Source organism: Terriglobales bacterium, assembly GCA_035691485.1.
Classification (GTDB): Bacteria; Acidobacteriota; Terriglobia; order Terriglobales; family Acidobacteriaceae; genus JAIQGF01.
This window is the reverse complement of the sequence record DASSIZ010000085.1, coordinates 1-13,965: the sequence shown is the minus strand read 5'-3', so window position 1 is coordinate 13,965 and position 13,965 is coordinate 1. Positions and strand designations below refer to the sequence as shown.

Annotated in this window: 10 protein-coding genes; 8 read left to right on the top strand and 2 right to left on the bottom strand. The window is 61.0% G+C overall.

The genetic code is table 11. The annotated features are described in order from the left end of the window. A partial coding sequence (locus VFI82_11725; GenBank protein HET7185346.1) for a hypothetical protein occupies window positions 1-611 on the bottom strand: 611 nt, incomplete at its 3' end. A gap of 391 nt (window positions 612-1,002) precedes the next feature. Further along, window positions 1,003-2,214 (bottom strand): PLP-dependent aspartate aminotransferase family protein, encoded by a 1,212-nt coding sequence (locus VFI82_11720; protein ID HET7185345.1) that lies wholly within the window; start codon window positions 2,212-2,214, stop codon window positions 1,003-1,005. 792 nt (window positions 2,215-3,006) lie between these two features. On the opposite strand from VFI82_11720, the gene VFI82_11715 reads away from it, so the two are divergent. From VFI82_11715 to VFI82_11680, 8 genes are all read left to right on the top strand, one after another. Next, window positions 3,007-3,381 carry a hypothetical protein gene (locus VFI82_11715; GenBank protein HET7185344.1) on the top strand — a complete coding sequence of 125 codons (375 nt, stop codon included), beginning with the start codon at window positions 3,007-3,009 and terminating at the stop codon, window positions 3,379-3,381. A gap of 114 nt (window positions 3,382-3,495) precedes the next feature. After that, window positions 3,496-3,666, top strand: a complete 171-nt coding sequence (locus VFI82_11710; protein ID HET7185343.1) for a hypothetical protein — start codon at window positions 3,496-3,498, stop codon at window positions 3,664-3,666. A 199-nt stretch (window positions 3,667-3,865) separates the two neighbouring features. After that, a complete protein-coding gene (locus VFI82_11705) occupies window positions 3,866-5,800 on the top strand; it encodes a hypothetical protein (GenBank protein ID HET7185342.1) in 1,935 nt (644 codons plus the stop codon). A 365-nt stretch (window positions 5,801-6,165) separates the two neighbouring features. Then, on the top strand, window positions 6,166-8,277 hold the full coding sequence (locus tag VFI82_11700; protein ID HET7185341.1) for a hypothetical protein: 2,112 nt from the start codon (window positions 6,166-6,168) through the stop codon (window positions 8,275-8,277). A 21-nt stretch (window positions 8,278-8,298) separates the two neighbouring features. Beyond that, window positions 8,299-10,806: a hypothetical protein gene (locus VFI82_11695; protein ID HET7185340.1), complete on the top strand. Its 2,508-nt coding sequence runs from the start codon at window positions 8,299-8,301 to the stop codon at window positions 10,804-10,806. After that, a complete protein-coding gene (locus VFI82_11690; GenBank protein HET7185339.1) occupies window positions 10,803-11,579 on the top strand; it encodes a hypothetical protein in 777 nt (258 codons plus the stop codon). The genes VFI82_11695 and VFI82_11690 overlap by 4 nt, the downstream gene beginning before the upstream one ends. Continuing rightward, on the top strand, window positions 11,576-12,514 hold the full coding sequence (locus VFI82_11685; protein ID HET7185338.1) for a hypothetical protein: 939 nt from the start codon (window positions 11,576-11,578) through the stop codon (window positions 12,512-12,514). The genes VFI82_11690 and VFI82_11685 overlap by 4 nt, the downstream gene beginning before the upstream one ends. 10 nt (window positions 12,515-12,524) lie before the next feature. Then, window positions 12,525-13,931 (top strand): NAD(P)-binding domain-containing protein, encoded by a 1,407-nt coding sequence (locus VFI82_11680; protein HET7185337.1) that lies wholly within the window; start codon window positions 12,525-12,527, stop codon window positions 13,929-13,931. Window positions 13,932-13,965: the final 34 nt, after the last annotated feature.

Sequence of the window (13,965 nt, the reverse complement as noted above, 5' to 3'; positions counted from 1 at the left end):
CGTTCCTCACCATTCGGCCCGCGAGCATAGATGCGGAGCGTCTTCACGTGTCCGGGGTCGGGATCCACGCCAAACGTGCTGTTGCCCATCCGGAACACACGGTCCTGACGCGCTATCTCCTTCAAACGATCAGTGACGTTGCCGTGTCTGGCGTTGGTGCCGTACTGGGCGCTCAGAATGACGTACTGGCCGGAGTCTCGGGTTGTGGCCGCCCCGGTTGTAGCCGCGCCGCCTTCCCAGCGGCCACTCCAGCGTTCGTTGCCCCAGGTGCCGTTGCCCCAACTGCGGAACTGTGAGCCGTCGACGGTGCTGCCTTCGCGATATTCGAACATGCGTTCCTCACCATTCGGCCCGCGAGCATAGATGCGGAGCGTCTTCACGTGTCCGGGGTCGGGATCCACGCCAAACGTGCTGTTGCCCATACGGAACATACGGTCCTGACGCGCTATCTCCTTCAAACGATCAGTGACGTCGACGTGCCTGGCATTGGTGCCGTACTGGGCTCTCAGAATGACGTACTGGCCGGAATCGCCCGAAGAGTATTGGGCCGCCAGCGTTCCCGGCAGAAATACCGCTGTAAGTAACAAAGAAACGAGCCAGATCTGAACCATGAGAATCTCCTTAGGAAAAATCAACGTGCTGGGGACGTTCCGGAGTACCGATTTGACCGCCCGTCTGCCCCCCGCCGGCTTTGAACTCGGAATGGAAATTTGAACACCTGACCTTCGAGGCGGAGCGCCATACCTGTCTTGAGTTCTGAAGCAATGATCACAGCTAGACCTCTGAAGCCGTAGGCGCTGATTGTAAGCCCGTTCACTGAAGTTGGGTCACTGATGAAGAGCAGGCGCGGAAAGCCTAGCTGCTGCTCTCCGCAGTGTCGGATTCAGCTATGCGATTCGCCAGCAGGTCGAATTTGCCCGCAGTGTTTTCGACGATCGCCGTAAGCTTAATTCTAGTGTCACAATAGCTCCCTCGCCCTTAATGCACGATGGAGGACGGCGCCTACCGAGCCGCAGCGACTTTGTTTGCCATGGCAACGGCGTCGAATGCCTGGCGGAGGTCGGCGATGAGGTCTTCCACATCCTCAATGCCCACTGAATAGCGAACCAGGCCGTCGCTGAATCCTGCCGCGCGACGATCCTCCGGCGAGATGCCGGCATGCGTCATGGAAGCCGGATGCTCAACCAGCGTCTCCACGCCGCCCAGTGAGACCGCCAGCGTCGCCACCTTGAGGGCGTTCATCAGCTGGCGCCCCGCCTCCATTCCGCCCTTAAGCTCGAAGCTGATCATGGACCCGAAGCCCCTCATCTGCCGCTTGGCCAAATCATGCTGGGGGTGCGACTCCAGGCCGACGTAACGCACAGTCTGGACTTCGGTTTGTCCCTCCAGCCAGCGCGCAATCTCCAGTGCATTCCGCTGCGCCCGCTCGATCCTAATTCCCAGCGTTTTGAGGCCGCGCGAAACCAGGAAAGCCTGGTGCGGATCCATGTTGCAGCCGAGATTGATCATCACGCTGCGCAACAGCCGGTAGATAGACTGATCCTTCGCGACCAGGATTCCGCCGACCACATCCCCGTGGCCATTGATGAATTTGGTCACCGAGTGGAGCACCACGTCGGCGCCGAGATCCAACGGCTTCTGCAGATACGGACTGGCGAAGGTGTTATCGACGGCAAGTAGACAGCCATGCGCATGCGCCAGCGCCGCAACCTGCGCTATGTCCGTCAGCTGCATCGTCGGATTGGAGGGAGTCTCCACATAGACCAGCCTGGTCTCGGGGCGCAGAGCATCGCGGACGCGGCCCAGGTCCGAGGTATCGAGATAGGAGGATTCAACTCCGAAGCGCGAAAAGTGGTTCTCCATCAGTCCCCGGCTGGGTCCGTAGACCGATGCCGTGCTCACCATGTGAGCGCCCGCGCTCAACACCGCTAAGTACAAAGTGGCTACGGCGCCCATGCCGGAGCTGGTCGCAATGCCTCCGCAACCGTTCTCCAGTTCGGCCACGATCTCCTCAAGCGCACGGATGGTGGGATTTCCAATGCGGGTGTAGATGTAACCATCCTCCTGTCCCGCAAAGAGCGCGGCGCCGTGTTGGGCATCTCGAAAGGCAAATGTGGAGGTCTGGTAGATCGGAACGGTGATTGCACCAGTCGGGTCCGCTCTGTGGCCGGCGTGGATCAGCTTGCTATTGATGCCGAGATGCTTCGTGTCCATGGGTTCCAGTTGCCCCTCTCGAACGAAGTCGAGCACATCCGCGTGTTCTGACCAGTGTCAAACGGCGTGGTCGGGGAGAACAGTGATACTCCGCACCTATTGTCGTGACTGCCGGGCCCATTGGTGTTGTTTGTCAAATCGATACGCATAACGCCATTGAGGCAAACTGCATTTGTTTCCAGCGAGCAACCCAAGGTTGACACAGGGTGTGATGGAAATAGGAATGTCGAGGGGCACAATGGAAAAGGAGCTGGCCTATTTCGATAATGCAGCCACGGCATGGCCCAAGCCGGAGGGTGGTACAACTTCATGCTCGACTGCGCTCCGCAACAACTCGGAACATTGGAGATGCACGGCGGAGTCCGATTCTCAATCGGGGCGTTCAATACCGATGAGCAAGTCGACGCGGCCATCCATGCCGTCGCCGAGATCGTTGGCTGGGCTGCCGCACACCGTCAACGGCCAGCAACGCTAACGGCCTCTTGAGCCGACGCTGTGGTTGCACGGGCGACTCCGCTATTGGTCCGGATCAGTCTTGAGCGCTCACGGTGGCCGGAGCCAAGCCCAGATGCGACCGGAAATACGATACCGCCGGCAGAAGGACCACCCTCCCGTTTTGGGTTGGTGGCCTGGTTGCGGCGAAGCAATTTCAGGCCGCCGCAGCGCCCGCTCCACCTAGACTTCTCGACGTTGCTGATTGTTACCACCCGCTAAGAGCAATCCGCCCCCCGCGATCTTTTCGAGCAGATGCGGACGCGTTAAACTCTCGCAGGTACATGGCGTGGTTCATCGATGAAACGTGTCCTGTTGGTCGGTTTTGATCCTGCAACGGTGGACTTTTCGGATCCGGCGCTGCCGCCGGGCATGACCGCGGAGAAGATCCACGCTGGGGTCAGACTCGCGCTGGCCGATTTCGCAGGGCGAGGTTGGCATTCCGAGATCTGCTTCATCAAACCCGACGAGACCGCGGTCCCGACGATTGAACGCTGCCTGGCAGGTGCCGTCTACGAATGTGTAGTGATTGGCGCGGGTGTCCGCCTGCCACCCAATCGGCTGGTGCTGTTTGAAGCCGTGGTCAACGCCGTCCATCGTGCGGCACCGCAAGCGACGATCGCCTTCAACACCCGCCCTGAAGATAGCGGTGCGGCAGCCGCGCGCTGGATCTGACACGCGTTCGCGACGATTCGGTCAAACCCGCCCGCATGGTCCTCCGAAATTTGGCCGGCTAACTATCGTTTCGCCGTATGATTTGATATCGAGGCGGTGAACCGCAAAGGCTAAATGCATCACCCTTCGATTTGGAGCAACGGGGACGAGGTGGGAGACATCAACGCGCACGGTACCGGTACCAGGATCAACGACCCCGTCGAAGCCAAATCCATCCGCGAGGTCTTCGGCCGTCATGCGGACCGATTGCTGGTTAGTTCCACGAAATCGATGCACGGCGCTTGAGCCCGAAGTCTTTTCTCCGGCAGGCCATGGTCCGAGGTGTCATGACGGGTAATTTACGGGTGACACTCTGATGTAGTACGTTGCGGCAATCCGTTCCGGCGGAACTCCATCGCGAGGCGATAGCTTGCCACAGCGGTACGATCCATGGGGCCCCGCTGTCCTGCAGTCCGGTTCGTTATACAAATTTGCGTCGTCGCGAATGGCGCGCTTCACCGGGCTCGCGATGGTGTTGCTGGCGGCGGCGACCGCGGTCGCGCAGATCTCGCCGGGGCCGCTCTCCAAAGCACATCGTTCACTGGAAGGCGCAAGCAACTGCACCACCTGCCATCGCCTTGGCGGGCAGCGCACATTCAAGTGCCTGGAGTGCCATACCGAGATCGCGAGCAAAATTTCCGCCGGCGCCGGTCTGCACGCGCGCGTCGTGACCAGGAACGACGGCAGCCAAACCTGCTCCACTTGCCACTCCGAGCACAATGGCGAGCAGTTCGCGCTGGTGAAGTGGGAACCGTCGCTACAGCAGTTCGACCACGCCAAGGCGGGGTGGCCGTTGACCGGCAAACATGCCGCGCTTGTTTGCAGCCGTTGTCATGAGCCGGCAAAGATCGCGGCCGGGGCGAAGCCCCTGATTAAGGTGAGAGACCTCAGCCGAACATTTCTCGGCCTTTCTCGCGAGTGCGCCTCCTGCCATGAAGATGCCCACAAGGGTAAGCTCGGCAAGACCTGCGAACAATGCCACAGCACCAATGACTGGAAGAAGGTCCCGAGCTTCGACCACAGCCGCACGCGCTTTGTCCTGACCGGCGGGCACCTGCGCCTGAGCTGCGATAAATGTCATACGCCTCTGGAACGTGGCGGGCCGCCGCGCTGGACCGGCCTGATCTTCGACCGCTGCACCGGGTGCCATGCCGACCCGCACCGTGGCTCCTTCGCGAATTCCTGCCAGTCGTGTCACAACACCGCCAACTGGAAAGCGGTCCCGGCAACGCTGCTGGCAGGCAAGTTCGATCATGCTGCCACCAGGTATCCATTGCTCGGCAAGCACACGCTTTTGCGTTGCGAGCAATGCCACGCCGGCGGCGACTTCAAGAAGCCGGTGGCATTCCAAAAGTGTACCGACTGCCATCGTCCCGATCCGCACGGCGGACAGTTCCTCAAGCGCGCGGATGCCGGAGAGTGCTCGTCCTGTCACACCGTCGAAGGTTTCAAGCCCGCCAAGTTCGGGCTGATCGAGCACACGGCGACGGCGTACCCGCTCGAGGGCAAGCATGCGGCGGTCACCTGCGAGAAGTGCCACATTCCGGCTGGAAAGGCGACGCTGTATCGCATCAAGTTCGCGCAGTGCACCGATTGCCACCGTGATGCGCACGAGCGCCAGTTCGCGGCAGCGCCTCTGCTCAACCGCTGCGAGTCGTGCCACACGCTGAAAGGTTTTCGTCCGTCCACGTTCACTCTGGAACGGCACAAGACCTCACGCTTCACGCTGGCGGGTGGTCATCTTGCTGTTCCGTGCGGCGAGTGCCACAAACCTGCGGGCGAAGCCGGTCTTACAACTGCGCGTTATCGTTTCGAGGACCGCTCCTGCACTGCCTGCCATCAGGACCCGCATCGCGGCCAGTTTCGCGAGCGCATGATGGCCAGGTCTGCGGGTGGAAATCCGAAAGGCTGCGAAGCCTGCCACTCGCTGCGATCATGGAAGGACCTGTCGGGCTTCGATCATGCTTCCACGCGCTTCCAGTTGCTTGGCAGCCACCGCGCGATCGCTTGCGCCGATTGTCATCGCCCGCCGAAGCTGGAGACCACGCTCATCAACGTGAGCTTTGCTTCTGCCCCAACCTCCTGCGATGGTTGCCACAAGGACATCCACGCCGGGCAGTTTGCCTCCGCCGGCATCGTGCCCAAGTGCGATTCGTGCCACAACAGCAACAAGTGGAAACCGTCGCTCTTCGATCACAAAGCTCGCACCCGCTTCCCGCTCGAAGGCGTGCACAAGAACGTCCGCTGTGAACGCTGCCACAACAACATAAAAACGGTGAGTGGATCCGACGTGTTGTTTTACAAGCCGACGCCGACCGACTGCGTCGCCTGCCACGGTCCGAATCTCCCTTCGCCGACCGCTGCCCCTGGACGGGGCTAGTAGCACGACTTTCCGTCATCGTTGAATTTTTCAACGGCGGGAAAAATGTCCACCTGCCATGTTCTTTTTTCGCAAGCCAGAGTTACGTGAGACCTGCCAAGTCACGTCAATTGCCAGACTTGCAAAGCAGCTATTGTCCACGTGGACAGGTGATTTCGTAATCTTCTCGACCGTGGACCGAAACGGTACTGTCAGTGGCGAAGGAATTGCACCACTTCCAGCAAATTCCTTCAACGGCAGCGTTTTTGACGAGCCGTCAACGCCGCACAACTTCGGCATGACTTTCAACTGCCGTGTTGTGGGCTCACGGCAAACCATTGGACTGAACCCGGGACAGTCGATTCCATTTGGAAAGTGGAACGCGCTTGGTATCGACACTGGCACTTCAATTGATGATGTTGCTGTTATCGGCAATGGGTGGCGCTCAGCCGCAGCGTCAGGCCTCGCCTGCGTCCACGCACAGCCCGCACGGCAATCTCAGCGTTCCCTGCCAGAACTGTCACACGTTTTCCGGATGGAAGCCGATCCGGAGCATTCCAGAATTCGACCACAACAAAACGCGCTATCCCTTGCGTGGCATGCACAAAAACGTGGCCTGCGTGCAGTGCCACAGCAACCCCGTGTTCACCAACATCGGAAGCAAGTGCGCCGACTGCCATGCCGACATTCACCGCCGCCAGATGGGAGCGCAGTGCGAGCGGTGCCATACCGTGAACGGCTGGATGGTATCGCTGAAATCGGTGCGCGACCACTCCAACCGGTTCCCGCTGATCGGCGCGCACGCCGTCACTGATTGCGATTCTTGCCATAAGGGGGGCGCCACCGGGCAGTTTCAGGGCCTGTCCACCGACTGCATCAGCTGCCACATGAGTTCGTACCTGAACACCAAGACACTCAGCCACACGGCGCTTGGCTTCCCGACGCAATGCCAGCAGTGCCATTCGTCCGACTCCTGGGCCGGCGCTCGCTTTGACCATGGCGCCCTGACGGGCTTTCCGCTCACCGGCGCCCACGCCAGCCTCGACTGTACGGCCTGCCACGTGGGCGGAAAGTACCAGGGCACGCCTACCAACTGCGTCAGTTGCCATTTGAAAGATTTCAACGGCGCCAAGGACCCCGACCATGTCAAGATCGGCTTCCCGCAAACCTGCGCGCAGTGCCACGCCACGACCACCTGGCTGGGCGCCACCTTCGACCACGCCAGCACCGGCTTCGCTCTTAGTGGCGCCCACGCCACGCTGAATTGCTCATCATGCCACACCGGCGGGACTTTGACCGCCGCCAATACCAGCTGCGTTTCCTGCCACCTGAACGATTTCAACCACACCACGAATCCGAACCACGTGGCCGGCGGGTTCTCGCAGCAGTGCACCATCTGCCACAACACCACGGCGTGGCAACCTGCCTCGTTTGATCACAGCAAGACCGTTTTTCCGCTGACCGGGGCGCACACCACCGTCCCTTGCACGAGCTGCCACGTCGGCGGTCAGTACTCCAGCGCGCAAACAGCCTGCTCCGGCTGCCACATGACGGATTACCAGAAGACGACAAACCCAAGCCATCTGACGGTCGCCTTCCCAACCACCTGCAACCAGTGCCACAACACCAGCAGCTGGGCCGGGGCGACGTTCGACCACTCGACAACCGGTTGGGCCCTCACCGGGGCGCACGCTTCGCAGCCCTGCTCGTCATGCCACGCGGGCGCAATGCTGACGGCGGCGAATACGCAGTGTTCTAACTGCCATCTGACGGATTACCAGAAGACCACCAATCCAAATCACATCTCGGTCGGCTTCCCCACCGACTGCTCGGTCTGCCACAGCACGGTGAATTGGACCGGCGCGACCTTCGACCATACGACAACCGGTTGGGCGCTGACCGGCGCGCACACCACGCTGGCGTGCTCTTCCTGTCACAAGGGAGTGATCCTGAGCTCGGCGAACACCGCATGCGTGTCGTGTCACCTGAACGATTTCAACGGAACTACCAACCCGAATCACGTTGCGGCGCAGTTTCCGCAGCAGTGTGAGGTCTGCCACAGCACCTCGGTGTGGCAGCCGTCGACCTTCAATCACAACAACACCGTCTTCCCGTTGACCGGCGCCCACACCACCGTCCCTTGCGCCAGTTGTCACATCGCTGGACGGTACGCGGGCACGCCGACCGATTGTTATTCATGCCATAAGACTGATTACCAGGGTGTGACAAATCCCAACCACGTCGCGGCTGGTTTCCCGACCACTTGCCTCACTTGCCACACTACGACAAGCTGGCTGGGCGCGACCTTCAATCACACCTGGTTCTCCATTCCTCACCACACCGCGCGGCTGTGCAGCGACTGCCATACGAATTCATCGGATTACTCCGTCTTTGTGTGCACAAGCTGCCATGCGCAAGCAACGACGACGTCGCAGCACCAGGGCATCAGGGGCTTCGTCTGGAACAGCACGAATTGTTATTCCTGCCACAAGAACTAGGCAGGCGAAAACGACAGGGAGATGGTCGGAAAACTTTATTTCGAAGTGACGACATGCGTGGCCGCTCTGCTGGCATTGTTCGTGTGCGGCGGCACCGCGTTCGCACAGGAAGCGTCGCTGGGTGACCTCGCCCGCCAGGCGCGCCAGCCCAAGCTGGCCGGGCAAGCTGCGCCCGCCTCCGGCCAGGAGTCCCTCGCCGAACAGGCGCGCAAAGCCTTGCAGCAGGCGCCTGCGCCGATATCGTCGAACGCTGCTGCCGATTCACTGGCCGAGCAAGCGCGGCAAATTTCCTATCAGCGAAACTTTCAAAAATTCCTTGGTCAACTGCGACACCGGCCGCTGCCTTACTTGGAAATCGCGGTGGCGCCGCCGCTGGGCACGCAGCCGTCAAGGGTGGAGGTCGCGAGAAAGCCGCGCGACCGTGGCGCGACACCGGCAGGGCAGGGATTTTCACTTTCCCAAGTGCTCCATTCGCGTTCCAGGCAGTCACGTGACGACGTAGCCCGAATCTCCGGCCCGAGTGCGCCTGCACCAACGCCTGCCGTGTCTCCGGCAACACCTGCGGATACACCGCCGCCGAGTGGCGCTCAGATGGCAAGCGCGCAGCATCCCGCCGACAAGCCCGCCCCCGCGGTTCATCAGGAAGTGCTCACGCCCACGCCAGAGCTTCCAACTGCAGCGAAAGTCGAGCAGCCCATCGTCCCGGCAGAACAGGTCCCAGCGGCTCGGATCCAGTCGGCGGCCGGGTTGAGCGCGCCACAGCCGCCGGTTGGAGCGACTCCGTTGGCTGCCGTCCCGCCACCGCCGCAGGTCGATCCGATTCCCCTGGCCACCGTCCCGACGCAGCCGCAGGACACTTCGACCTTGCCTCAGCCCGACGCCGTTCCGGTGCATGCCGCAGTGAATATTCAAACCGAGTTCAAAGTGAAATACGTCGGTCAGGACGTGGTTTACCTCAGCAGCGGTCGCAGCGCCGGCCTCGCCGAAGGCATGAAGCTGGCGATCAAGCGTCCGGCGGATGGCACAACCCCCAGCGCCGCGCCGGTCATCGCGGAATTGGAAGTCGCGTCCGTCGCCGCATCGTCGGCTGTGTGCGAGGTCAAGACCACCGCCTCCGACCTCCATGCCGGCGACATAGCCTATCTTTCCGAAGCCGATGCCGAACTGCTGGCCCAGACCCGCGCTGTCGGCGGCTCACGCAAGTACCCGCAGGTGATCGCCTTCACCGAGGGCGGCGATCCTCTCGACGAAGAAGCGCGCGACGAATTGCCGCGCCCGCCGTTGCAGGAAATCAATCGCGCGCGCGGACGCATTGGCTTGGACTACAGCGGCATCAGCAGCCGCGGCTCGATCACTTCGTCCACCAATCAGATTGGCGGCGTGGTTCGCGCCGACATCACCCGCATCGGCGGCACCTACTGGGGCCTGAGCGGCTACTGGCGGGGCCGCTTCAGCAACAGCTCTTACGACGGCCAGGCCACGCTGCAGGACCTTCTCAACCGCACCTATCATCTCAGCCTGACCTACGACAACCCGAAAGGCGCATGGGTAGCTGGTTTCGGCCGGCTCTACTTGCCGTGGGCCACCAGCCTCGACACGCTCGACGGCGGCTACGTCGGGCGCCGCCTCGGACATGGAACAACCGCCGGCGTGTTCGCCGGCTCCACGCCGGATCCGACCTCGTGGGATTACAACCCGGACCGCCGCATTGCCGGCACGTTTATCAACTTTGAAGGCGGCAGCTTCGACAAGATCCGTTACACCAGCACGTCCGGGATCGCGCTCTCCACGCTGGGCTGGATTTCGGACCGCCCGTTCGTCTTTTTTGAAAACGGGATCTTTTTCAAGCGCTACCTGTCCATTTACGAATCCGCGCAGGCCGACGATCCGCGTCCTGCACCCGGCGTCACCGCCGCCGGTCCCGGACTGAGCCGCAGTTACGTCACCGTGCGCTTCCAGCCGCATCGCCGCATTGCTTTCGACCTCAACCACAATTATTTCCGCGACGTTCCCACGTTTTCGCAGCAGCTGATCGCGACCGGCCTGGTGGACAAGTACCTGTTCCAAGGCTTCAGCGCGGGTGTGCGCGTGGAACCGGTGCGGCACGTAACGCTTTACACCGACCTTGGCCTCAGCAATCGCAGCGGCGACATGAAAAATTCCATCAACCAGCTCTACGGCATAACCTGGGACCACATCTGGAAAACCGGCTTGCGCGCCGACCTCAGGGCTTCCAAGTTCGACAGCTCGTTCGGTTCCGGGACCTATCGTTCTGTCGGCCTGGCACGCAATTTTGGAGAGCGCTTGCACTGGCAGGTCCAGGCGGGCAAACAGAACCTGACTTCGAGCCTGACCAGCCAGGGCCAATCGACGTTCGTGAACTCTTCACTTGACTCTACGTTTGGTCGGCACTACTTCCTGCAGGCCGACTACACCACGCAGCGCGGTGTCATGTACGACTACGACCAGTGGATTCTCACCTTTGGCTATCGCTTCGATAACCGCTCGAAGATCGGAGGTGGGCAATGAAGCGAGCGCGCCTCTGGTTAATTCCTGTGCTGCTCTGCGGGCTTCCAGCACTGGCCGCGGAGGCCTCGACCGGCCTGCTCGACCACACTCGCGCCCAGGTTGAACACTTCATCAAACTCTTCTCCGAGGTTCGCTGCACCGAAGAGGTGGTGCAAGTCCGTCTCAACCAGCACGGCAAGATCGAGCATCAGCAAAAAACTTTGTACGACTACCTGGTCATGGCGCAGGAATCGGGTTCCGACCTGAGCCTGCAGGAGTCGCGTCTTGAACAGCAGAGTCCGCAGAAAAAGTCGAACTTACCGCTGCTGGTAACTAACGGCTTTGCGACGCTGCTGCTCATCTTTCATCCTTCCTACCAGGAAGACTTCGAGTTCTCGCCTGCGGAAACCGAGGTCGTCAATGGCCAGACGCTGGCGCGCATCGCCTTCCGGCACATTCGCAACAAACCGACAACAATGGAACTGGTGCTGCGCGGGCGCGAATATCCGCTCGACTTCGCCGGGACAGCATGGATTGACCCAACCTCCGGCAGCATCGTGCGCATGAAAGCCGAGCTCGCCCAGCCCATGGATGATATCGGCCTGCGCGTACTGCGCACCGACGTGCAATACGCTCCCGTCCGGCTGCGCGGCGTGGATGATTCGCTGCGCCTGCCTTCCATCGCCACGGTTGAAGTCCAAACCGCGCGCCAGCACTGGCGCAACGTCCACCGCTTCGCCGGCTACCAGCATTTCTCGGTCGATGTGGAGGAAAACGTAAAGGCCCAAAAATGAGTTCCACAACGATTGCACAACGCGTTCCGCATGCCGCCTCAGGGAACACGGGGCACAAGATCCGCCTGGTCGCCGGCTACCTGCTGACTTTCGGCGTCATCGTCTCGCTCGCGATTTATGGCGCGAGCTACTACACGCTGGACTCCGCCCAGCGCCCCTTCTCGGCGAAACACGCCCTGCTGAAGCCCAGCGGCTTGATTGGAATCAAGCTCGGGATGCTTGGCGTGGGCATGTTTTTCTTGATCTTTCTTTATCCCCTGCGGAAGCGCTGGAAATGGCTCGCGCTACAAGGCAACACCAAGCATTGGATGGATTTCCACGTGATGCTCGGAATCGCCGCGCCGTTCATCATCGCGCTGCACGCATCGTTCAAGTTTCAAGGCTTCGCCGGCATCGCATTCTGGATCATGACCGCGGTCGCGCTCAGCGGCGCCGTGGGCCGGTATCTCTATGCGCAAGTGCCGCGCCACGTAACTGCCGCCGAGGTGTCGCTAAGCGAATCCCGCGACCTGCAGGAGACCTGCACCACCGAGCTTTCATCGCAGTACCTGCTGCGCAAGTCCGAATTGCAACGGCTCTTTCGCGTTCCGAGCGCGGAGGAGGTCGCGCGCATGCCGATGCTGGTGTCGCTGGGTCGAATGATGTGGCTCGATGTTACACGCCCGTTTTGCGTTGCCCAGTTGCGCCGCAGGACGTTGACTACAGCGCAGTCAATTCTCAGCCTGGGCGGCCTATTCCGCACCAGCAACGAAGAACTGGAGAAAGCGGTCGACATCGCGCGCATGCAGGCATACCTGGCCAAGCGCCTGGCATTTTTGTCGCGGGCGGAGCGCGTGTTCCACCTGTGGCACGTTGTGCACAGGCCGTTCAGCTACTCGTTCGTCCTGCTTGCCCTTGTGCACATCGCGGTGGTTTGGATGCTGGGGTACTTGTAAGGTGCCGAGCTTGGATTCGCTGATCACCTATTTCATAGGAGCTGGCATTGTCACGATCTTCGTGTACCTGTACCTGAGAGGGTTAAAGAAGAAGGAGCGGCAGTGGCATGCCGCCGCGGAAAAAGGGAACCTGATCTCACAAGGTCCGAAGGCGCAGCATCCGCATATAGACGCCAACTACTGCATCGGCTGCCAGACCTGCACCTCGGTGTGTCCCGAAGGCGACGTCCTCGGCATGGTCGGCGGCAAGGCCGCAATCATTAACGGCTACAAGTGCATCGGCCACGGCCTGTGCGCGGAAGCTTGCCCAGTGGGCGCCATCACCATGGTGATGGCCAGCCCGAGCGTGAGCGCGGAAATGCCGCGCTTGACACCGGAATACGAAACCAACATTGCGGACCTGTTCATCGTCGGCGAACTTGGCGGGTTGGCACTGATCAAGAACGCCGTCAACCAGGGCCGTGAATGTGTTGACATCATTGCCGGCCGCCGGGCGCGCTCGCCCGCGGCAACTGCGCCTGAAGTTCGCGATGTCGTGATTGTCGGAGCCGGGCCGGCAGGAATCAGCGCCTCGCTGCGGGCGATCGAGAAAAAATTGAATTACGTCACCATCGAGCAGGACCGGGTCGGCGGAACTGTCGCCAACTACCCGCGCCAGAAGCTTGTCATGACCACTCCGGTTGAGTTCCCGATGTACGGCAAGTTCAAGAAGATGGAACTCTCCAAGGAGAACCTGCTGGCGTTCTGGCAGAAAGTGATGCAACGCGCCGATTTCCAGGTACGCAGCGGCGAAAAAGTGGAAGAGATCAAGAAGGACGCGACCGGCCTGTTCACCGTTACCACTTCGAAAGGTCAGTATCGCTCGCGCTCGGTGGTGCTGGCGCTGGGCCGCGCCGGCACGCCGCGCAAGCTCGGCGTTCCCGGCGAAGACCTGCCGAAAGTGATGTACCGCCTCATTGAGGCCGACCATTACGTTCACAAGAAAATTCTGGTTGTCGGCGGCGGCGACAGTGCGGTTGAGGCCGCGATGGGACTGGCGCACCAGGTCGGAAATCGCGTGACGCTTTCTTACCGGCAGCCCGCGTTCAGCCGGATCAAGGAACGGAACTCGAACCGCATCGAGGAATGCATCCGCTCCGGCAAGATCAACGTGATTTTCAACTCGGCTCCGGTCGAATTCCGCCAGGATTCCGTCGTTCTCGACGTCAGCGGCGCGCGCCGGGAAATTCCCAACGATTATGTCTGGATCTTTGCCGGCGGCACTCCTCCCAACGACTTCCTGCGGAAAATCGGGGTGCAACTGGGAGACCTTGACCTCACCGACGATGCCCGGCGCGAGACCCACCAGCAGGGAAGCGGCGGAAGTCCACCTGCTGCCGCCACGACCCATCATTTCGGTGCAGCTCTACGCTTTTAGGGCGTCAATCTCGCGGCATGGATTGACTTGCCGG